Annotated in this window: 17 protein-coding genes; 5 read left to right on the forward strand and 12 right to left on the reverse strand. The window is 71.7% G+C overall.

Annotated elements, in window-relative coordinates; genetic code table 11:
- Nucleotide 1: 1 nt before the first annotated feature.
- From ACZ516_RS31680 to ACZ516_RS31690, 3 genes are read right to left on the reverse strand one after another with little or no spacing between them, the layout of a single operon-like run.
- A complete protein-coding gene (locus tag ACZ516_RS31680; RefSeq protein ID WP_469013018.1) occupies nt 2–2404 on the reverse strand; it encodes an FtsX-like permease family protein in 2403 nt (800 codons plus the stop codon).
- On the reverse strand, nt 2401–3087 hold the full coding sequence (locus tag ACZ516_RS31685; RefSeq protein ID WP_358581874.1) for an ABC transporter ATP-binding protein: 687 nt from the start codon (nt 3085–3087) through the stop codon (nt 2401–2403). The genes ACZ516_RS31680 and ACZ516_RS31685 overlap by 4 nt, the downstream gene beginning before the upstream one ends.
- A complete protein-coding gene (locus ACZ516_RS31690) occupies nt 3084–3611 on the reverse strand; it encodes a PadR family transcriptional regulator (protein ID WP_469013022.1) in 528 nt (175 codons plus the stop codon). Before ACZ516_RS31690 ends, ACZ516_RS31685 begins: the two co-directional genes overlap by 4 nt.
- Nucleotides 3612–3911: 300 nt before the next feature.
- Between ACZ516_RS31690 and ACZ516_RS31695 the strand changes: the two genes are divergently transcribed.
- Nucleotides 3912–6167 carry a transglycosylase domain-containing protein gene (locus ACZ516_RS31695; protein WP_469013024.1) on the forward strand — a complete coding sequence of 752 codons (2256 nt, stop codon included), beginning with the start codon at nt 3912–3914 and terminating at the stop codon, nt 6165–6167.
- A 103-nt stretch (nt 6168–6270) separates the two neighbouring features.
- Here ACZ516_RS31695 and ACZ516_RS31700 read toward each other — a convergent pair whose 3' ends face one another.
- From ACZ516_RS31700 to ACZ516_RS31715, 4 genes are all read right to left on the reverse strand, one after another.
- Nucleotides 6271–8304: a SpoIIE family protein phosphatase gene (locus ACZ516_RS31700; protein ID WP_469013027.1), complete on the reverse strand. Its 2034-nt coding sequence runs from the start codon at nt 8302–8304 to the stop codon at nt 6271–6273.
- A 62-nt stretch (nt 8305–8366) separates the two neighbouring features.
- Nucleotides 8367–9047: a class I SAM-dependent DNA methyltransferase gene (locus ACZ516_RS31705; protein WP_358581864.1), complete on the reverse strand. Its 681-nt coding sequence runs from the start codon at nt 9045–9047 to the stop codon at nt 8367–8369.
- Between the two features lie 116 nt (nt 9048–9163).
- Nucleotides 9164–9853 (reverse strand): cytidylyl-2-hydroxypropylphosphonate hydrolase, encoded by a 690-nt coding sequence (gene fomD / locus ACZ516_RS31710; protein WP_361087507.1) that lies wholly within the window; start codon nt 9851–9853, stop codon nt 9164–9166.
- 52 nt (nt 9854–9905) lie between these two features.
- Nucleotides 9906–11336, reverse strand: coding sequence for a class II fumarate hydratase (locus tag ACZ516_RS31715; protein ID WP_361087504.1), 1431 nt, complete (start codon nt 11334–11336; stop codon nt 9906–9908).
- Nucleotides 11337–11469: 133 nt separating this feature from the next.
- On the opposite strand from ACZ516_RS31715, the gene ACZ516_RS31720 reads away from it, so the two are divergent.
- Nucleotides 11470–13008 carry a ricin-type beta-trefoil lectin domain protein gene (locus ACZ516_RS31720; protein WP_467464482.1) on the forward strand — a complete coding sequence of 513 codons (1539 nt, stop codon included), beginning with the start codon at nt 11470–11472 and terminating at the stop codon, nt 13006–13008.
- A 97-nt stretch (nt 13009–13105) separates the two neighbouring features.
- Here the strand turns inward: ACZ516_RS31720 and ACZ516_RS31725 are convergent, their stop codons facing one another.
- Complete coding sequence (locus tag ACZ516_RS31725; RefSeq protein ID WP_358589897.1) at nt 13106–14782, reverse strand: fumarate hydratase; 1677 nt, start codon at nt 14780–14782, stop codon at nt 13106–13108.
- 203 nt (nt 14783–14985) lie between these two features.
- Here ACZ516_RS31725 and ACZ516_RS31730 point away from each other — a divergent pair, with 203 nt between their 5' ends.
- Together ACZ516_RS31730 and ACZ516_RS31735 are read left to right on the forward strand one after the other, a co-directional pair.
- Nucleotides 14986–15687, forward strand: coding sequence for a DUF1707 SHOCT-like domain-containing protein (locus ACZ516_RS31730; protein ID WP_358697445.1), 702 nt, complete (start codon nt 14986–14988; stop codon nt 15685–15687).
- Between the two features lie 125 nt (nt 15688–15812).
- Nucleotides 15813–16187 (forward strand): WhiB family transcriptional regulator, encoded by a 375-nt coding sequence (locus ACZ516_RS31735; protein ID WP_358589894.1) that lies wholly within the window; start codon nt 15813–15815, stop codon nt 16185–16187.
- Between the two features lie 96 nt (nt 16188–16283).
- Here the strand turns inward: ACZ516_RS31735 and glpX are convergent, their stop codons facing one another.
- The gene (glpX, locus tag ACZ516_RS31740; protein ID WP_127909988.1) at nt 16284–17315 is read right to left on the reverse strand and encodes a class II fructose-bisphosphatase; all 1032 of its coding nucleotides are present in this window, start codon (nt 17313–17315) and stop codon (nt 16284–16286) included.
- 152 nt (nt 17316–17467) lie between these two features.
- Here glpX and ACZ516_RS31745 point away from each other — a divergent pair, with 152 nt between their 5' ends.
- Nucleotides 17468–17986, forward strand: a complete 519-nt coding sequence (locus tag ACZ516_RS31745) for a DUF4245 domain-containing protein (protein WP_358697447.1) — start codon at nt 17468–17470, stop codon at nt 17984–17986.
- A 140-nt stretch (nt 17987–18126) separates the two neighbouring features.
- Here ACZ516_RS31745 and ACZ516_RS31750 read toward each other — a convergent pair whose 3' ends face one another.
- The 3 genes from ACZ516_RS31750 to xseA all read right to left on the reverse strand — a co-directional run bounded on the left by ACZ516_RS31750 (nt 18127) and on the right by xseA (nt 20431).
- Nucleotides 18127–18717 (reverse strand): malonic semialdehyde reductase, encoded by a 591-nt coding sequence (locus ACZ516_RS31750; protein WP_358589890.1) that lies wholly within the window; start codon nt 18715–18717, stop codon nt 18127–18129.
- Nucleotides 18718–18832: 115 nt separating this feature from the next.
- A complete protein-coding gene (locus ACZ516_RS31755; protein WP_361087495.1) occupies nt 18833–19123 on the reverse strand; it encodes an exodeoxyribonuclease VII small subunit in 291 nt (96 codons plus the stop codon).
- Between the two features lie 9 nt (nt 19124–19132).
- A complete protein-coding gene (gene xseA, locus ACZ516_RS31760; protein ID WP_469013032.1) occupies nt 19133–20431 on the reverse strand; it encodes an exodeoxyribonuclease VII large subunit in 1299 nt (432 codons plus the stop codon).
- Nucleotides 20432–20475: the final 44 nt, after the last annotated feature.

The raw sequence follows: 20475 nt of genomic DNA on the forward strand, positions 1-20475 counted from the left end.
GCTACTCCGAGCGCAGGCCCTCGGGCCGCATCATCCGCCACAGCGGCGGCAGGCTGAGCAGCGTCACCAGGGCGACCAGCACGGCGCCCGCCGCGGTCAGGGGCACGAACAGCCACCAGTCGGTGACCGACTTCCGGATCATGCGGACCATCACATGACCGAGGCTCAGGCCGCCCACGACGGCGAGCGCGAGGCCCACCACGACCGGGATCGCCGTCTGCCACAGCACCGACCACGCCATCGAACCGCGCCGCGTGCCGAAGGCGCTGAGCACCGCCAGCAGGCGCCTGCGCTCGCGCAGTTGCTCCAGCATCGACACCAGCATCGAGGCCGCGATGAGCGTCATCGTCGCCAGCGCGCCGACCTGGAGGCCGGTGTGCACGGTCGCGTACTGCTGGTCGCGCTCGACCTCGCGCAGCGTCATCACGCCGAGGAACGGGTCGAGGCGGGCCGCGGTGTTGCGGACGTACTCCTCGGCGTCCGGGACGTCCGGGTCGATCTGGATCATGGCGCTCGTCGAGGCGTCGACCAGCTTGGCCCGCTCGACGGCGCCCGGAGTGGCGTAGACGCCGTCGTGGAGTTCGCCGCCCGGGTCGGGCCGGGCGCGGACCTCGCGCGCGTCGGCGGGCAGCGTCCACAGCTGGTGCCGGTGGCCGGGCTCGTCCCAGCTCACGGGGTTCAGGTCGAGCTGCTTGCCGGGGCGGGCCGACTGGTCCACCCACCGGTTCATCTCCTTGTCCCCGGTGTGCACGACGAAGGTGTCGCCGTCCCGGCAGTCGCCGATACGGGCCAGCTCGCGCAGGTTCGCGCAGGTGCCGACGGTCAGCTCCGTGGTGGGCCGCATGGGGTTCTCGCCGGCGAGCTTGCCGGGCTTGACCGCGTACGTGCTCACCGTGGCGATGACCCGCCTGACACCCTTGGTCGCACGGAACCCCTCGATCATCTCGTCGGCGAGCGCGGCGTCGCCGACGTCCGCGCGCACGGAGATCTTGGCGCGGGCGGTGTCCACCCCGGTCACCCGGTTGAAGTCGTCGTGCATCGCGCCGAACAGCATCTGCAGGGCGACCGCGCCGGCCACCGCGACCGTGATGCCGCTCACCGCGCGGGCCGCCGTGCCACTGCTCAACTGAAGCCGTCGTACGGCCAGTTGCCAGGGCACCGGGCCGCCGCGCAGCCGGGACACGCTCGCCTCGACGAGCCAGGGCAGCAGCGCCGCGAGGCCCACCAGCGTCAGGGTCGCCCCCGCGCCGATGCCGAGGACCGGTGGCGCGTAGTCGCCCCCGGCGCGTCCCGAGGCCAGCAGGATGCCGAGCCCGAGGACCGGGATCAGCACGCGCCACCACAGCCGGCGCCTGCGGACCTTGGCGCTGCGGACCACGCCCAGCGGCTCGATGGACACCGCCCGCAGCGAGATCAGCGTGACGGCGACGGCGGTGACCGGGACCGCCGCGAGGACCAGCGCGGCGAGCGCGGGCACCGGCGTCAGGTCGGAGGGGAAGGCGCTGATCTGCCACATGTCGACCGTGCCGACCAGCTGCCGCGAGGCGAGGAACAGCACACCGCCCACGGCGAGACCGAGCAGCGCGCCGCACAGGGCCTCGCCCGCCGCGATCCACCGCACCGTGCGGGCGTCGGCGCCGACCAGGCGCAGCGCGGCGAGGCGCCGGTCGCGCCGCTCGCCGCCGAAGCGGACGGCGGTGCCGATGAAGATGACGACCGGGGTCAGCAGGACCACGCACATCAGGACGACGAGGACGACCAGCAGCGGGTCGAAGGGTTCGGCGGGCTCCTGGTGGCCGAACTCGGCGACGCGGTGGCCGCCCTTGGCCTGGGTCAGGGCGGCGGAGCCCGCGTAGAAGTAGCGCTCCTGGGGGTGGACCAGGCCGGCGTCGCCGATGGTGCCGACGACGCGGTAGGCGCTGAAGCGCTCCTTCAGCAGGGCGCCCTCGGGGCTGTCGAGGAGGTCGCGCAGGGCGGGCGAGACGACCATCTCGCCGTCCGCCGGGATCTTCTTCAGGCCGGGCGGCAGGACCGGGTGCCGGCCCTCGGCGCGCAGGACGCGGCCGCCCACCGTGGAGTCGCGGAAGTCGGTCGGGGCGTCCCGCTGGAGGACGGTGGAGTCGCTCCGTTCGGTGGGCCTGCCGGAGAAGTCGTCGCCGGAGCGGGCCGCCGTGTGGTTCTCACGGTTCTGCAGCAGGTTCGGCACGGAGGACGCGCCGAGCAGCAGGGCCACGCCGAGGCCGACGCCGACGGCGGTCAGGATCGTGCGGGTCCAGCCCTCACGGCCGCCGCCGACGGCGAAACGTATGCCCAGGGCGAGGTCGTGGAGCACGCCGCGGCTGCCCGCCGGGGCGGCCGGCGGAGGGGGCGCGGTGCGTGCCCCGGCGCGGGTGGCCCGGCTCATAGGGCGGGCTCCATGTCGCGCGACCTGCCGTCGCGCACGACGACCTCGCGGTCGGAGTAGGCGGCGACCCGGGTCTCGTGGGTGACCAGGACGACGGCGGCGTTGGTCGAGCGGGCGGCGTCGGTCAGCAGTTCCATGACGCGCTCGCCGTTGAGCGAGTCGAGGGCGCCGGTCGGTTCGTCGGCGAAGACGACGCGCGGGCCGGGGGCGAGCGCGCGGGCGACGGCGACGCGTTGGCCCTGGCCGCCGGAGACCTCGCCGGGGCGCTTGGCGGCGACGTCGTCGACCTCCAGGCGCTCCAGCCACGTGCGGGCGGCCGCCTCGGCGTCCTTGCGCTTCACGCCGTTGAGCCGCAGCGGCAGGGCGACGTTCTCGACGCAGGTCAGCTCCGGCACGAGCTGCCCGAACTGGAAGACGAAGCCGAACTCGCCGCGGCGCAGCGCGCTGAGCGCCGCGTCCGGCATGCCGGTCAGTTCGCGGCCGTCGTAGGTGATGGAGCCCTCGTCGGGGCGGACGATCCCGGCGAGACAGTGCAGCAGGGTCGACTTGCCGGAGCCCGAGGGGCCCATGACGGCGACGACCTCGCCGGGGTGGATGGAGAAGGCGGCGCCGTCGAGGGCGGTCGTGGGTCCGTAGGCCTTGCGCAGTGCGCGCGCCGTGAGAAGGGAACCTGCGGGGGTCATGCGGGGCGCACCTCCTGGGCGAGCCTGCCGAGACGCGCGGCGGCCAGTTCCAGCCAGCGCAGATCGGCTTCGAGATGGAAGAGCGCGTGGTCGCAGATGAGCTGGTCGGCGAGGTCGCCCTTGCGCTTGCGGTCGGTGAGGGCGCGCATCAGGCGCAGGTGTTCGGCGCGCTGCACGTCGAGGAGTTCGGCGGCGTCGCGGTCGGTGAGGAGCGCGAGGACGACCTTGGTGTAGAGGGTCGACTGGAGGTAGGGCTCCGGCTTCTCGGGGGTGGCGAGCCAGCGCTGGACATCGGTGATGCCGGCCTCGGTGATCGCGTACCGCTTGCGCTCGGGACCGCCGCCCGCCTCGATGCCGTCGACCTCGACGAGGCCGTTCTTCAGCAGGCGGGACATGGTCGAGTAGACCTGCCCGTAGTGCAGCGGCTTGTCGTGCCCGAACTTCGCGTCGAAGGTGCGCTTGAGGTCGTAGCCGTGCCGGGGACCGGACTCCAGAAGACCCAGAAGGGTGTGGCCAATGGACATGCCGAGCACTCTACATCGTGTGTATACGTGCGATGTATACGCCCCGTGTAGAGCGGGCTCCCGCATTTCTCCCGGAGATCACGAGTGCGAGAAGAGGGCAACCTTCCGGGGCCGGAAAACGTCGGTTCCTAAGGGCGGGTGCTCATTGTCACGTCCGCAAAAGACCGGATCGGATGACCTTTGTCCCCAGGTGCGGTGTTAGCTTCATGAGCTGACCAAAGACAAGCTGACTTGCCAGTGAGAAGACGGGACGTACGAGGCGTACGGCTCGTACGAGACGGAAGCGGAGCACTCTCAGTCATGGGCCGAGCCGAAGAACGACAAGCGCGGACGCGCGGTGCCCGCAGGGCAGCGCGCGGGCGCCCGTCCGGCGGCAAGCGCACCGGCATACGCCGCTTCTTCACCTGGAAGAAGCTCCTCGGGACGTTCCTCGGGTTCTGCCTGCTCGGCATACTCGGTTTCGTGATCCTGTACATGGTCGTCGACATTCCCCAGGGGAATGCCGCGGCGAAGATGCAGAGCAACGTGTACCGGTACAGCAACGGCGACGTCATCGCCCGCACCGGTGACGTGAACCGCGAGATCGTCGACCTGTCCAAGGTCCCGAAGCCGGTCCAGAAGGCCTTCGTCGCCGCCGAGAACAAGTCCTTCTACAAGGACGAGGGCGTCGACTTCAAGGGCACCGCCCGCGGTGTGCTCAACACGGTGACCGGCAAGGGCAAGCAGGGCGGCTCGACGATCACCCAGCAGTACGTGAAGAACTACTACCTCAGCCAGGACCAGACCGTTAGCCGCAAGCTGCAGGAGCTGGTCATCTCGCTGAAGGTGGACCGCGAGAAGAGCAAGGACTACATCCTCGCGGGTTACATCAACACCAGCTACTACGGCCGCGGCGCCTACGGCATCCAGGCCGCCGCCCAGGCGTACTACGGCATCGACGCCAAGAAGCTGGACGTGGACCAGGGCGCCTATCTCGCCGCCCTCCTGCAGGCCCCGAGCCAGTACGACTGGACCTCCGCCACGCCGACCGGCAGGAAGCTCGTCAAGCAGCGCTGGAACTACGTCCTGGACAACATGGTCGAGGAGGGCTGGCTCGACGCGGGCAAGCGGGCGAAACTCGTCTTCCCCACGCCCGAGCCGCCCAAGCCCCCGCCCGGCCGCGAGGGACAGATCGGCTACCTCGTGGAGGAGGCCAAGCGGGAGGTCCTGCGCAACAGCGGCCTCAGCGAGGCCGAGTTCGAGGCCGGCGGCTACACCGTGACGCTGAACATCGACCCCAAGAAGCAGAAGCAGCTCGAACAGGCCGTCGACAGGAAGCTGAACGACAAGCTCGACCGGAAGCACAACAAGGCCGACGCCCGCGTCCAGGCGGGCGCGGCGTCCGTCGACCCGAAGACCGGCAAGGTGCTCGCCATGTACGGCGGCGAGGACTACGTGAAGCACTTCACGAACAACGCCACCCGCCGCGACTACCAGCCCGCCTCCACCTTCAAGCCGCTGATCCTCGCCGCGGCCCTGGAGGAGGGCGCCACCACCCGGGACGGCACGCCGATCACGGCGAGCACCGTCTACGACGGCACCAGCGGGCGCCCGGTCCGGGGCAGCGACGTCGCCTTCGCACCGCCCAACGAGGACCACGTCGACTACGGTCCCGTCACCGTGCAGAAGGCGATGAACAAGTCCATCAACTCGGTCTTCGCGCAGATGGGCGTGGACGTCGGCATGCCGAAGGTCATGGAGACGGCCGGCAAGCTCGGCATGGACGTCAAGGGCCTGCCCGCCGTACCCGCCCAGACCCTCGGCTCCATGGGCGCGAGCCCGCTGGAGATGGCGGGCGTCTACGCCACGCTCGACAACCACGGCAAGAAGGTCACCCCGGCCCTCGTCGGCTCCGTCGAGCACAAGGACCGCACGATCGACCTGCCCGACCCGATCGGCGAGGAGGTGGTCAAGCGCGGCACCGCCGACTCGCTGACCTCCGTGCTGACCGGCGTGGTCGACGACGGCACGGGCCACGCGGTGCGCAACCCCGCGCAGGACGTCGCCGGCAAGACCGGTACCTCCGACGACAACAAGTCGGCCTGGTTCACCGGCTACACGCCGAAGCTGGTCACCTCCGTCGGCCTGTTCGGCGAGGGCGCCCCCGGCACCCCCGAGAAGAACAAGCAGGTCTCCATGAAGGGCGCCGGCGGCCGGCCGCGCGTCGACGGCGGCAGCTTCCCGGCCGAGATCTGGGCGGCGTACACGTTCGACGCGATGGGCTCGCCGAGCGAGTTCGACCTCGACACGAACATGGGCGCGGCCATCGCGCCGCCCCCCGAGCCCACGCCGTCCAAGGAGCCGGCCAAGCCGTCGAGCACGCCGACGAAGCCGGAGAAGGACCCCACGTCCAAGCCTCCGACGCAGAGCCCGTCCTCCAAGCCGCCGTCGCAGAGCCCGTCGTCCAAGCCGCCGTCGCAGAGCCCGTCGTCCAAGCCGCCCACGCACGAGCCGCTTCCCACGGAGACGATCGAGATCCCCGACGATCCCGACGACCGCGGGCCCCGCAGGGACTGACGGCCGCCCCGCGCACGGCGAAAGGAAAGGCGCCCGGAACCTTCGAGGTTCCGGGCGCCTTCCCCGTACGGGCGCTGTGCCCTGTACGGAGGCACTGTGCGCGCTAGCTCCGGTTCACTTCGAACCAGACCACCTTTCCGGTGCTCAGCCGCGTGGCGCCCCAGCGCCGCGCCATCTTGTTGACCAGGTAAAGGCCGCGGCCGCCCTCGTCGGTGGCGCGTGCCTGGCGCAGCCGGGGCAGCTGCGGGACGTCGTCGCCGACCTCGCAGCGCAGTACGTCCGTACGGAGCAGCCGCAGCGTGATCGGCCGCGACGCGTACCGCACGGCGTTCGTCACGACCTCGCTGACCAGCAGCTCCACCGAGTCGGTCAGCTCCTCGAGGCCCCAGCGGACCAGCGCGCTGCGGGCCAGCCTGCGGGCGCGGGCCGGTGTCGCGTTCTCCGGTTCCAGGAACCAGTACGCGACGTCGCTCGGCGCGATGCCGTCGAAGCGGGCGGCGAGCAGCGCGATGTCGTCGTCCCGGTCGCCCGGCCCGAGCATGTCGAGCACCTCGTCGCAGAGCGCCTCCAGGGGCGGCGGATGGTCCGGGCCCGTCAGCTGGGCGGTCGCCGCGAGACGTTCGCGCAGCTGCTCTATGCCGGTCCACACGTCCCGCAGCCGGGACTCGACGAGGCCGTCCGTGTACAGCAGCAGCGTCGCGCCCGCCGGGGCGTCCAGCTCCACGGCCTCGAAGTCCACCCCGCCCACCCCGATGGGCGCGCCCGGCGGCACCCGCAGCACCTCGGCACGCCCGCCCAGGTGCAGCAGCACCGGCGGCGGATGTCCGGCGTTGGCGATGGTGATGCGGTGCGAGACCGGGTCGTAGACCGCGTAGAGGCAGGTGGCCATCCGGTCCGAGCCGAGCCGCTGCGCCTGCTCGTCCAGGTGGTGCAGGACCTCCTGGGGCGGCAGGTCGAGCCCCGCGAGGGTCTGCGCGGTCGTCCGCAGCTGGCCCATGATCGCCGCCGATGTCATGGAGTGCCCCATGACATCGCCGACGACCAGGGCGACCCGGCTGCCGGGCAGCGGGATCGCGTCGTACCAGTCGCCGCCGACGCGGGCGGTCTCGGCGGCCGGCAGATAGCGCGAGGCGAGCCGCACCCCGGTCGGGCGCGGCAGCGTCTCGGGCAGCATCGTGCGCTGCAACTCGTCGGCGATGTACGCCTCGCGGCCGTACAGGACCGCCTTGTCGATGCCGAGCGCGCTGTGCGTGGCCAGCTGGGCGGCGACCAGCAGGTCGTCCGCCTCGAACGCGGGGCGGTCCGGGCGGCGCAGGAACACGGCCGCGCCGATCACCCTGCGGCGGCCCCGCAGCGGCGCGAGGATGGCCCGCCGACCGGTCGGCACGGTCCGCCCCTCGCCGAGCAGTTCGGGCAGCGCCGCCCGGGCCGCCGCCGAGTCCGCGAAGACCGGCCGCACCCCGCGCAGCACCTCGGCGAGCGCGCCGCCGTGCCGCACCTCGCACAGCTCGGCGGTGCCCGTCACATCGGTGACGTCGGGCCGCACCACCTGGAGCGTGGGCAGCGTGCCGCCCTCGGCGCCGGGCTGCTCCTCGGTGCCCTCCTCCAGGGAACGCAGCCGGTCGGTGCGGCGCAGGCGCAGCACCAGCGGGCCCGTGGGCCGCTCGTCGCCGACGGGCAGCGGGTCGCGCAGGTAGACGAGGATCGCGTCGGAGAACGTGGGGACCGTGGCGCGGCACAGGCCCATCACGATCTCGTCCAGGTCGATGCCGCGGGCGATGCGCCGGGTCGCGGCGCCCACGAAGCGCAGCCGGTCGCCGTCGCGCCGCATCGCCGCCGGGCCGGTGCCCGGGGGCCGCGGCTGACCGGTGCGGCGCTCCGTGCCGTCCGGCGGGCCCGCGGGACCGGGCTGCGCCGGCACGCCGTCGGGGGCGGGCCGCGGCCGGCCCGGGTCCGGCTCGGAGGCGGACGGCTGGGAATGCTCACTGGTCGGCGGCACCGATGCTCCCGGGGATGTGTCACGCGCACCCTGTGGCGACTCGCGGGAACGCAGCAGCGCCCCGCGGGGCTCCGCGGGGGCGGTCGGCCGGGCAGCTGGTGCCTTGCGACCCTCGTGGGGGGTGAGGTGCTCCGTCACGCGTCTTGAATCCGTCCGTCCGGGGCTGCGCGCCGTGCGCGCCGTCCAGCGTTGCACGTCGCTCAGCCGCGTCGGCAGTGCAGAAAGATCTGATGTTCCGGATTGGGGCCTTCCCTGCTCGCACGGGACTGCGGGCCCGGGGAGGCGTCGGTGCTCTCGGGAGTGTACGAGTACGTGTCCTCGCCGGTGATCTCGAAGCCCGCGTCCCGCACGACCTGCCGCAGTTCGTCCCGCAGGTATCCCGATACCCGGATCGTGTGCCCCAGGAACGGGATCGGTGCGTCGTCCAGATCGGCCTCGACCATGGACAGCTCCATCAGGCCTCGCGGCCGCAGCAGGCCGTGCAGCCGCCGCAGCGCCCCGGGGATCTCCCGGCGCGGCAGCATCAGCAGGGCGAAGAAGCAGGTGATGCCGTCGAACCGGCCGACGCCGTCGGGCCCCTCGGCCGTGAGGTCCGCGATGTCGATCTGCCGGAACTCGGCGGCCGGTACGTTCTTTTCGGCCAGGGCGAGCATGCCCGAGGAGATGTCCGTGCCGAGGACCGAGTGGCCCTTCTCGGCCAATTGCCGGGCAGTGGGCAGACCGGTGCCGCAGCCCACGTCCAGGACGCGGGAACCGGGCGCCAGCGCGTCGGCCAGAGCGCGTCCGGCGGCGAGCTGGCCCTCCTTGCGCGCGAAGGCGTCGTCGTACTGCTGCCCGATGGCGTCAAAGGCCTCGGCCTGGCCTCTGCGGTCCTCGCTCACGTTCTGCCGCCCCTCGATGACTTCCTGTCAGACAGCGCGCAAACCCACGGAGTTGTTACTGTGCGCCCTTGCGGAGGACGATCCTACGTTTGAACCACGGGGGCGCATCAAGGGTCTCATGAGGACACGCGCGCGGGCGTACGGTCCCAGTCATCCGGCAGGGGCGGTACGCCCCAGGACGGATCGGGGCGCCAGTGCTGCCAGCCGTCCGAAAACGGCGGCCCCCACGCGTGGATCACGTCAAGCGCGGCCCGCCCGGCCGCACGCACGTCGGCGGCCTTTCCCGCGTCCATCAGGCCCACCCGCAGCGCCTCGGCGAACTCGTCCTCGTCGTGCCAGCGCCAGCTGCCGTCCGGGCGCACGGAGATGTCCAGAAAGTGATCCTCGGAGTCGACGCCGCCCGCCCACCGGACGCGGGGCTCCTCCAGGTTCACGTACCAGTTCTTGAACTGCCAGCCCTGGTCCCAGAACAGCCAGACCGACCACGGCTCGCCGGGGCGCGCCAGCTTCAGGACGCCGGTGCCGAACCAGCGGTCCCTGCGGATCGCGCGCGGCTTGGTGTAGCGGGTCGCGAGGGGCTCGTGGTGCAGCGGGGTCCCGTCGGCCAGCACGGGCTTGACGCACTCGGTGCCGGGCGCCATCCACACGGCGAGCAGGTCCGGGCTGTCCTGGACGACGGTGACGGGGCGGCAGATGTGCACGCGGTCCCCGGCGTTCTCCCGGTAGCGCCACAGGATGTGGTCGCCGGGGGCCCACCGGGCCGCCGCACCGTCACCGTCCGTCGTCTTCCCGTCGAGGTCTGTCATGGACAGATATTAGACGCCTCTTCGGTGCCGGTCCCGAGCCCCTCGACAGCCTTCACGCCTGAGGACGGGTCATGCGCAACACGTCCAGGGCCTCGTCCAGTTGCTCCTTGGTGAGGTCGCCCCGGTCGACGTAGCCGGCCTCCAGGACGACCTCGCGGATCGTCTTGCGCTCGGCCAGGGACTTCTTGGCGACCTTGGCCGCCTCCTCGTAGCCGATGTACTTGTTCAGCGGCGTCACGACGGAGGGCGAGGACTCGGCGTACTCGCGGGCGCGTTCGCGGTTGGCGGTGATGCCGTCGATGGTCCGGTCGGCGAGCAGCCGGGAGACGTTGGCCAGCAGCCGGATCGACTCCAGGACGTTCTTGGCGATGACCGGAAGCATGACGTTCAGCTCGAAGTTGCCGGCGGCACCCGCCGCGGCGACCGTCGCGTCGTTGCCGGTGACCTGGGCGGCGACCATCAGCGCGGCCTCCGGGATGACCGGGTTCACCTTGCCCGGCATGATCGACGAACCGGGCTGGAGGTCGGGGAGGTTGATCTCGGCGAGGCCGGTGCGCGGGCCCGAGGCCATCCACCGCAGGTCGTTGGCGATCTTCGTCAGGCCCACGCCGATGGTCCGCAGCTGCCCGCTGGTCTCTACGATGCCGTCCCGGGCGCCCTGTGCCTCGAAGTGGTCGCGCGCCTCGGTCAGCGGCAGGCCGGTGGCCCGCGCCACCTCGGCGATGACGGCCGCGGAGAAGCCGGGCGGGGTGTTGATGCCGGTGCCCACCGCCGTGCCGCCGAGCGGCAGTTCGGCCAGGCGCGGCAGCGAGGCCTCCAGGCGCTCGATGCCGTACCGCACCTGCGCCGCGTAGCCGCCGAACTCCTGGCCGAGCGTGACCGGGGTGGCGTCCATCAGGTGCGTGCGCCCGGACTTGACGACGTCCGCGAACTCCTCGGCCTTGCGCTCCAGGGCGGCGGCGAGGTGGTCGAGGGCCGGGATCAGCTCGCCGGTGACCGCGCCCGTCGCCGCGATGTGGATCGAGGACGGGAAGACGTCGTTGGAGGACTGCGAGGCGTTCACGTGGTCGTTGGGGTGGACGGGGCGCCCGAGCCGCTCGGTGGCGAGCGTGGCGAGGACCTCGTTGGTGTTCATGTTGGACGAGGTGCCCGAGCCGGTCTGGAAGACGTCGACGGGGAAGTGCGCGTCCCAGCGCCCCTCGGCGACCTCTTCCGCCGCCGCCACGATGGCCTCGGCGACGTCCTCGTCCAGCACCCCGAGCCCCGCGTTGACCTTGGCCGCGGCCGCCTTGATCCGGGCGAGGGCGGCGATGTGGGCGCGCTCGATGCGCTGCCCGGAGATGGGGAAGTTCTCCACCGCGCGCTGGGTCTGCGCCCGCCACTTGGCGCCGGCGGGGACCCGCACCTCGCCCATGGAGTCGTGCTCGATCCGGTACTCGCCGGTGCCGGTGCCGTTCTCGCTGTCGCTGGCGTCGCTGGTCATGCCGTGAACCTACCTCTCCGCTCCGAGGCCGTCGAAAGCCCCGGAAAAGTTGAGCACTTGTCTTGTTCCAGGTATTCCCAAGACCTCTACCCACCAGTAAAAACCCTGGGTAACACCAACCCGGGGAGGCGCGATGAAGCGCATCAGACGCAGCGGACGGGCCCGGCTGCGAGGGACGTTCGCGGCGGCCGCCGCGATGGCGACCGTGCTCGGCGCGGCGGCCGCCGTACCCGCGCAGGCGGCGGACGGGGGCGGGGCCCGGACGTCGGCGGCGGTGCCCCTTCCGCCCGAACTGGAGAAGATCCGGGCGGCCGAGGCCACCGAGCTGTACGGCGGCCCGGCCGAACGCCCCATGGCGGAGCGCAAGACGGGCCTGATCTCGCTCGGCGACAGCGAGATCTCCGGGGAGGGCGTCGGCACGTACGAACCGGGCACCGACGGCCCGGACAACTGGTGCCACCGCTCGCCGGACGCCGCGATACACCGCACCGGCATCCCCGCCGACGTGACATACAACGTGGCCTGTTCCGGGGCCCAGACGGTCAACATCAGGATCGGCGGCCAGAAGCAGTACGCCGACGAGCTGGTGCAGAGCGACAACCTCGCCATCAAGGCGCGCAACACCAGGATCAAGACGATCCTGCTCGTCGTCGGCGCCAACGACGACCTGCAGTTCTCACCGGTGATGACCGACTGCGTGACCCGCTACCTGCTGAGCCAGGGGCCGTGCGCCGGCAAGTACCACGACGGCTGGCAGGCGCGTGTGGACGCCCTCGTGCCCAAGGTCGAGCAGTCCCTGCGCGACCTGAGGACGGTCATGCGGGACGCGGGCTACCAGGAGGGCGACTACCGGCTCGTCGCCATGGGCTACCCGAGCCCGATCGGCCCGGACTTCCGCGACAACCCCGCGTTCCCGGGCAAGCTCGCCTGCGGCGGGCTCGGCTACGACTCGGACACCGAGTGGGGCCGCAACCACGCGGTGCCGACCTTCGCGACGGGCATGCGCGAGGCGGCGAGGCGGGCGGGCGCCACCTACCTCGACAACTCCCGCCTCTTCCACGGCCACGAGGTCTGCATGGAGGACACCTGGGCGCGCGGCCTCTTCGTGGACGTCACCCACCCCTTCCCGCCGGACTCCAACTCCGTGCGCCAGTCCTTCCACCCCAACGCCCGCGGCCACGCCGCCTTCGCCTCCTGCCTGACGCAGCTCCAGGAGTCGGGCTACCGCGAGGCGGGCTGCGCCGACCCGGCGAGCACGGGCGGCCCGAAGCTGTACAAGGGCGCCTGGGACGACGCGTACAAGCCGCTGAGGAACGAGGGCACGGGGACGTGCGTGGACGTCGACGCCTCGAAGAGCCGCAACGGCACCAAGGTCCAGGGCTGGGACTGCACCGGCAACCGCAACCAGACCTGGTGGTACGACGGCGACCGGCAGTCCCTGCACACCGGGCTGACCCAGGACCGGTGCCTCGACGTGCCCGACGGCGCCTACAAGGAGGGCGCCGCCGTCGTCCTGTGGAACTGCCACGGGGGCGGCAACCAGAAGTTCGTCCGTGAGGCCGGGACCGTGCGGGCCGCTGCCGCGAGCGGGCTCTGTCTGACCCTGGCGGGGGCCAAGGAGCCGTTGCGGCTGCAGAAGTGTGCGGGGACGGCGAATCAGCGGTTCGCCTGAGGGGCCGTCCTTCCGCGGGCGCGTCGCGGCTGGCCGCGCCGCGCCCCGCGCCCCTGGCGGGTGCGCCCTCATGGGGCGCACCCGCCGGTTTCCCGCGCTACGCCAGGCCCGGGCCCCGGACCGGGATGTGCGTGAACGTTGGCTCGGGGGCCGGGTCCTGGAAGAAGTCGTTGCCCTTGTCGTCCACGACGATGAAGGCCGGGAAGTCCTCGACCTCGATCTTCCAGACCGCCTCCATGCCGAGCTCCTCGTACTCGACGACCTCGACCTTCTTGATGCAGTCCTGGGCCAGCCGCGCGGCCGGGCCGCCGATCGAGCCGAGGTAGAAGCCGCCGTGCGCGTCGCACGCGTCGGTGACCTGCTTGCTGCGGTTGCCCTTGGCGAGCATCACCTTGGAGCCGCCCGCCGCCTGGAACTGCTCCACGTAGGAGTCCATGCGCCCGGCCGTCGTCGGCCCGAACGAGCCGGAGGCGTAGCCCTCGGGGGTCTTCGCGGGACCGGCGTAGTACACCGGGTGGTCCTTGAGGTACTGCGGCATCTCCTCGCCCGCGTCGAGCCGCTCCTTGATCTTGGCGTGCGCGATGTCACGGGCCACGACGAGCGGGCCGGTGAGCGACAGGCGGGTCTTGACCGGGTGCTTGGTCAGCTCGGCGAGGATCGCGTCCATCGGCTGGTTGAGGTCGATCTCGACCACGTCCGCCGACTCGGCGTCGTCGTTGAGGGTCTCCTCCGTCGTCTCCGGCAGGAAGCGCGCCGGGTCCCGCTCCAGCTCCTCCAGGAAGACGCCCTCAGCGGTGATCTTCGCGGTGGCCTGGCGGTCGGCCGAGCAGGAGACGGCGATGGCGACGGGCAGCGAGGCGCCGTGCCGGGGCAGGCGCACCACGCGCACGTCGTGGCAGAAGTACTTGCCGCCGAACTGCGCGCCGATGCCGATCTTCTGCGTCAGCTCGAAGACCTTCTCCTCCAGCTCCTTGTCCCGGAAGCCGTGCCCGGTCGGGGAGCCCTCGGACGGCAGCTCGTCCAGGTAGTGCGCGGAGGCGTACTTCGCGGTCTTCAGGGCGAACTCGGCGCTCGTGCCGCCGACGACGATCGCCAGGTGGTACGGCGGGCAGGCGGCCGTCCCCAGGGAGCGGATCTTCTCCTCCAGGAACTTCATCATGGAGGCCTCGTTCAGGACGGCCTTCGTCTCCTGGTAGAGGAAGCTCTTGTTGGCGGAGCCGCCGCCCTTGGCCATGAACAGGAACTTGTAGGCGCCGCCGTCGGTCGCGTACAGCTCGATCTGCGCCGGCAGGTTGGAGCCGGTGTTCTTCTCCTCCCACATGGTCAGCGGGGCCATCTGGGAGTAGCGCAGGTTCAGCTTCGTGTAGGCGTCGAAGACGCCCTTGGAGAGCGCCTTCTCGTCCTCGCCCTCGGTCAGGACGTTCTGTCCGCGCTTGCCCATGACGATCGCGGTGCCGGTGTCCTGGCACATGGGCAGCACGCCCGCCGCCGCGATGTTCGCGTTCTTCAGCAGGTCGAGCGCCACGAACTTGTCGTTGGACGACGCCTCGGGGTCGTCCACGATGCGCCGCAGCTGCGCCAGGTGCGCGGGGCGCAGATAGTGCTGGATGTCGTGGATCGCCTCGGCGGCGAGCGTGCGCAGCGCCTCCGGCTCGACCTTGAGGAACGTCCGCCCGTCGGCCTCGAAGGTGGAGACACCCTCGGAGGTCACCAGCCGGTAGGGGGTGGTGTCCTCTCCCAGGGGGAGCAGGTCGGAGTACTCGAACGCCGGGATGGGCGGGCGGGGGCTAACGGACATTGCGGCCATTCCTCACTCGGCAGACAGCGGCGCGGCCTCCATTGGCGACGCGCCAACCAGCGTAGAACGCACCCGGCGGGCGGAGTCTGTGAGGTAAGGCTCAGTAGAGGATCCGGGGCGCCGCGCCCGGTCGTCCACAGGGGTAGTCGCGATCTATCGCGTTTGGGTACGCTGCCGACGTGGACCTCGAAAAGCGTCTCCCGCAGCCCGCTCCCGCCCCAGCCGAGGAGCCGGGATCCCTCCGCGCCTCCGACGCCGACCGGGACCGCACCGCGGACATCCTCCGCGAGGCCCTGGCCGAGGGCCGCCTCACCGCCGACGAGCACGCGGACCGCGTCGAGGGCGTCTATCGCGCCAAGACGATGGCCGAGCTGCAGCCACTGGTACGGGACTTGCCCGCCGCCCAGGATTCCGCCGCCCACCCCAGGACCCCGTCCGGGCCCACCCCCGGCCCCGTCCCCTCCAGGCCGTCCCCCGGAGCGATCCCGCCGGTCGCGGACGAGAACCTGGTGGCCGTCCTCAGCGGCTCCGTCCGCAAGGGCCGCTGGCGGGTGGCCCGGCGCACCCACGCGTACGCCGTCTTCGGCAGCGTCGAGATAGACCTGAGCGAGGCGATCTTCGAGCAGCGCCAGGTCGTCATCAAGGCGATCGCGATCTTCGGCTCGGTCGAGATCCGCCTCCCGGAGAACGTCTCGCTGCGCGGCAGCGGCACGGGCGTCCTCGGCAGCTTCGAGGTGGACACCCTCGACTCGCCCGACCAGGACGCCCCGGTCGTCTTCGTGGACGGCATGGCGATCCTCGGCAGCATCGAGGCGCGGCCCAAGCGCGGCAAGTTCGTCCGTGACCTGCATCAGAGGCTGCGCAAGCACCTCGGGCACTGACGGTCCGCGCGCCGCGAGGGGAGGCCGCACTTCCGCGCGTCGGAACTCAGTGCATAGGCGCGCACACAGCGGGTAGAGCTTGCTGCATCGTCTCTCGCTCGCGAAGCCGTCGTCAGGAGTAGACCGTGCTGCAACCCTCGCGTCAGTCCCTGCAGGTCGCCGCTGTCCCGGCTCAGCGGGGGCCCGCGCGTGATCGGACCGATGACGCGCCCTGGCACACGGAGGCGGTGTGCCGCCGCGACGAAGCCGGACTGTTCTTCGCCCCGTCCAAGGAGCCGACCGCGGCCAGACTCTCGCGCGAGGAGGCGGCCAAGCGGGTCTGCGGCCGCTGCCCGGTGATGGTCGAGTGCCGCGAACACGCTCTGCTCCAGCCCGAGCCGTACGGCGTGTGGGGCGGCCTGACCGCCGCCGAGCGCCGCGTGGTCCTGGCCCGCCGCCGCAGGCGGGACGTGGAACTGAAGAAGGCGGCCGCCGCGACGGGGATCGCCGCGGCCGGCTAGCCCCGGCGCGGCAGACCCCCTGCTGGCCCATGCCGAAGGGGGCGTCCCCCGCACGGGACGCCCCCTTCGTCGTACGCGCCGCTTCGCGCGGTGGGACTACTTCGCGCGGTCGAAGTCGATCGCGCTGTACGCCCGCAGCTTCGAGAGCCGGTGGTCGGAGTCGATCTTGCGGATGGTGCCCGACTTGGACCGCATGACCAGGGACGACGTCGAGGCGGTCGCCGCGCGGTAGCGCACGCCCTGGAGCAGCTCGCCGTCGGTGATGCCGGTCGCGACGAAGAAGACGTTGTCGCCCTTGACCAGGTCGTCCGTGGAGAGCGTGCGGTCCAGGTCGTGACCGGCGTCGAGGGCGCGCTGGCGCTCCGCGTCGTCCTTCGGCCACAGCTTGCCCTGGATCACGCCGCCCAGGCACTTGATCGCGCAGGCCGAGATGATGCCCTCGGGGGTGCCGCCGATGCCCATCAGGAGGTCGACGCCGGTGCCCTCGCGCACGGCCATGACCGAGCCGGCGACGTCGCCGTCGGAGATGAACTTGATGCGGGCGCCGGTCTCGCGGATCTCCTTGACGATGCCCTCGTGGCGGGGGCGGTCCAGGATCATCACCGTGACGTCCTCGGGCGAGGAGTTCTTGGCCTTGGCGACCCGGCGGATGTTGACCGACGCGGGCGCGTTGATGTCGACGTAGTCCGCGGCCTCGGGGCCGGTGACCAGCTTGTCCATGTAGAACACGGCGGAGGGGTCGAACATCGCGCCGCGGTCGGCGGCGGCCAGGACGGCGATCGCGTTGGGCATGCCCTTCGCGGTCAGCGTCGTGCCGTCGATCGGGTCGACGGCGATGTCGACCTCGGCGCCGGTGCCGTCACCGATGCGCTCTCCGTTGAAGAGCATCGGGGCCTCGTCCTTCTCGCCCTCCCCGATGACCACGACGCCGTTCATCGAGACGGTGTGGACCAGGGTCCGCATGGCCCTGACCGCGGCGCCGTCCGCGCCGTTCTTGTCGCCGCGGCCGACCCAGCGGCCCGCGGCCATGGCGGCCGCCTCGGTGACCCGGACGAGCTCCAGGGCGAGGTTGCGGTCGGGAGCCTCGGGGGAAACCTCGAGCTCGGACGGAAGATGATGCTCGGTCATCGGGACGCACCTCTCTGCTGATACGACGACGGCCGGATGAGGGATTGTGAACGACTCTATCCGTAGGCCGACAAAATGAGCAGTGGGCCCCACGCATGAGCGGACCGGGCACCGGGCGACGGGGCGCGGCCGGCGCCTGAGACCATGGGGGCGTGGCAGGCAGACAAGGCAACCAGACCGTCAAGAACATGCTGTGGTCGTTGGTGGTGATCGCCCTGGTCGCGGGCGTGATCTACATCTTCGTCCCGCATGACGAGTCCGAGACCCCCGTCAAGCGGGTCGACTACCGCGTGGAGCTTCTGACGGCCCGGCGGGCCGCGGCCTATCCGGTGGCGGCGCCCGAGGGCCTGTCCAAGGAGTGGAAGCCGACGTCCGTGCGGTTCGACGGCGCCGACCACGACGCGTGGCACCTGGGCTTCCTCGACCCCGACGGCGAGTACGTGGCGATCAAGCAGTCCACCGCCAAGCCGGCCAGGTTCATCGAGGGCGCCACGCAGGAGGCCCGCAGGACGGACGCCACCGAGAAGATCGGCGGCCGGACGTGGCAGCGCTACGAGGGCTCGACGTACGACGCCCTGGTGAGCACCGAGAAGGGCGCGACGACCGTCGTCACCGGCACGGCGTCGTTCGGACAGCTCACGAAGATGGCGCAGTCGCTGCGGACCGGCTGACCCGCCCGGGCGGGCGGGTGCGCGGGCACGCGAAGGGCCCCCGGCGGCGTGCCGGGGGCCCTTCGCGTGCCGGTTCGGGCGCTGAGGGCGCCCGCCGATCAGACCGTGCCGATCAGACGGCGCGGATCAGACCGTGCGGATCAGACCGTGGTGACGACGTCCTCGTAGGCCAGCCGCGGGGAGCGCGGGAACCAGGCGTCCTCGCCCGGCTTGCCGATGTTGACGATCATCAGCGGGGTGTGGTCGTCGTCCAGGAACTCCTTCTGGACGCCCGCGAAGTCGAAGCCGGTCATCGGGCCCGCGGCCAGACCGGCGGCGCGCACGCCCACGATGAAGTAGCCGGCCTGGAGCGTGGCGTTCACCAGCGCGGCCTGCTCACGGGCCGGGCGCTCGGCGAAGAAGACGTCCTTGGCCTGCGGGAAGTGCGGGAAAAGCGCCGGGAGCTCCTCGTGGAACTCGTTGTCCGCGGAGAGGATCGCGACCAGCGGGGCCGTCGCCGTCTTCGGGCGGTTGCCCTCGGCCATGTGCGCGACCAGGCGCTCGCGGGCCTCGGGGGAGCGCACCAGGGTGACGCGCAGCGGCGACTGGTTGAAGGCGGTCGGGCCGTACTTGACCAGGTCGTAGATCGCCTGGACCTGCTCCTCGGTGACCGGCTCGTCGGTGAAGGTGTTCGCGGTGCGGGCCTCGCGGAAGAGCAGGTCCTGGGCGGCGGGGTCAAGGGCGAGAGACATGATCAACCTTCTCGTTACGGCGGGATATCAACAGGCATGGACGATAGTACGACCGCAACGTTTAAGTTTCAACCAAATGAGGTGGGTCGTGATTCGCCTCACAAGCCTCGCCCGTTCAGACGTCCGCGCCGTCGCGGGGGTCCTCGGGGTCGTCGACGTCCTCGGTGGCCCCGGTCCCCTCCCCGCCCTCACCCGCGAGCGCCGCGTCCAGGCGGGCGCGCGCGCCGTCCAGCCAGCGGCGGCACACCGTCGCCAGCTTCTCGCCCCGCTCCCACAGGGCGAGTGACTCCTCCAGGGTCGTGCCGCCGGTCTCCAGGCGGCGTACGACCTCGATCAGCTCGTCCCGCGCCTGCTCGTACCCGAGCGCGTCCGCCGGGCCCACGGCCTCGTCCGTCTTGCTGGTCATGCGGTCACCCTAATTCTCGTTCCGTGCGGTTCGTCCGGCTCGTGCGGTTGGTTCGGTCGGCGCGGTTGCTTCGGCTGGCTCGGCCTGTTCGGCCTGTTCGGCCCGTTCGGCTCGTACGGTGAACTCGCCCTCGGCGACGCGGGCCCGCAACTCCTCGCCGGCGTCCACCTCCTGCGGGGCCCGGACGACCGCGCCGTCCGCCTTCTGCAGCACCGCGTACCCCCGCTGGAGGGTCGCGGCGGGGGAGAGGGCCACCACGCGTGCGTGCGTGTGCGTCAGCTCCGAGGACGCCCGGTCCAACAGGTGCCCGAGCGTGCGCCGGGCCCGGTCGACGAGCGCCGAGACCTGCTCCTCGCGCTCCTCGACCATCCGGTGCGGGTGCTCCATGGCGGGGCGGGCCAGGGCGTGCGCGAGGCCGCGCTCCTCCCGGTCGAGGAAGGCGTCCACGCAGCGCCGGGCGCGCTCGCTCAGACCCCGTACGCGCTCGTACTCCTCGCCGACGTCCGGCACGACCTTCTTGGCGGCGTCCGTGGGCGTGGAGGCCCGCAGGTCCGCCACGAGATCGAGCAGCGGACTGTCCGGCTCGTGCCCGATCGCCGAGACCACCGGCGTACGGCAGGCCGCCACCGCCCTGATCAGCTGCTCGTCGGAGAACGGCAGCAGGTCCTCTACGCTGCCGCCGCCCCGCGCCACGATGATCACGTCGACCTCGTCGAGCGCGTCCAGCTCCTGCACGGCCCGGACGACCTGCGGCACCGCGTGCACGCCCTGGACGGGCACGGCGCGCACCTCGAAGCGGACGGCGGGCCAGCGGTGCCGGGCGTTCTCCAGGACGTCCCGCTCGGCGGCCGAGGCGCGGCCCGTGACGAGGCCGATGAGCTGCGGCAGGAACGGCAGCGGCTTCTTGCACCCGGGCGCGAACAGGCCCTCCGCGGCGAGGCTCTTCTTCAGCTGCTCGATCCGCGCCAGCAGCTCACCGACGCCGACCGGCCTTATCTCGGCGGCCCGCAGGGACAGCTGCCCGCGCGGCGCGTACCACTCCGGCTTGGCGTGGACGACGACACGGGCGCCCTCGGAGACGACGTCCGCCACGGCGTCGAACACCTGGCGGTAGCAGGTGACGCTCACCGAGATGTCGTGCGAGGGGTCGCGCAGCGTCAGGAAGACCACGCCGGCGCCCGGTCTGCGGGACAGCTGGGTGATCTGCCCCTCGACCCAGACGGCGCCGAGCCGGTCGATCCACCCACCGATGAGCCGCGACACCTGCCCCACGGGGAGCGGCGCGTCCGCGGACGTGTTGAGAGCCATGCGCCGAGCGTAGTCGGAGGGTATGACACCCAGGGCGGACCGAA

This window comes from Streptomyces sp. NPDC034037 (genome assembly GCF_055575715.1).

Coding starts and splice junctions, on each gene's coding strand:
- ACZ516_RS31680 (WP_469013018.1), bottom strand. CDS start 2,404: ATGAGCCGGGCCACCCGCGCCGGGGCACGCACCGCGCCCCCTCCGCCG.
- ACZ516_RS31685 (WP_358581874.1), bottom strand. CDS start 3,087: ATGACCCCCGCAGGTTCCCTTCTCACGGCGCGCGCACTGCGCAAGGCC.
- ACZ516_RS31690 (WP_469013022.1), bottom strand. CDS start 3,611: ATGTCCATTGGCCACACCCTTCTGGGTCTTCTGGAGTCCGGTCCCCGG.
- ACZ516_RS31695 (WP_469013024.1), top strand. CDS start 3,912: ATGGGCCGAGCCGAAGAACGACAAGCGCGGACGCGCGGTGCCCGCAGG.
- fomD (WP_361087507.1), bottom strand. CDS start 9,853: ATGACAGACCTCGACGGGAAGACGACGGACGGTGACGGTGCGGCGGCC.
- ACZ516_RS31715 (WP_361087504.1), bottom strand. CDS start 11,336: ATGACCAGCGACGCCAGCGACAGCGAGAACGGCACCGGCACCGGCGAG.
- ACZ516_RS31720 (WP_467464482.1), top strand. CDS start 11,470: ATGAAGCGCATCAGACGCAGCGGACGGGCCCGGCTGCGAGGGACGTTC.
- glpX (WP_127909988.1), bottom strand. CDS start 17,315: ATGACCGAGCATCATCTTCCGTCCGAGCTCGAGGTTTCCCCCGAGGCT.
- ACZ516_RS31750 (WP_358589890.1), bottom strand. CDS start 18,717: ATGTCTCTCGCCCTTGACCCCGCCGCCCAGGACCTGCTCTTCCGCGAG.
- ACZ516_RS31755 (WP_361087495.1), bottom strand. CDS start 19,123: ATGACCAGCAAGACGGACGAGGCCGTGGGCCCGGCGGACGCGCTCGGG.
- xseA (WP_469013032.1), bottom strand. CDS start 20,431: ATGGCTCTCAACACGTCCGCGGACGCGCCGCTCCCCGTGGGGCAGGTG.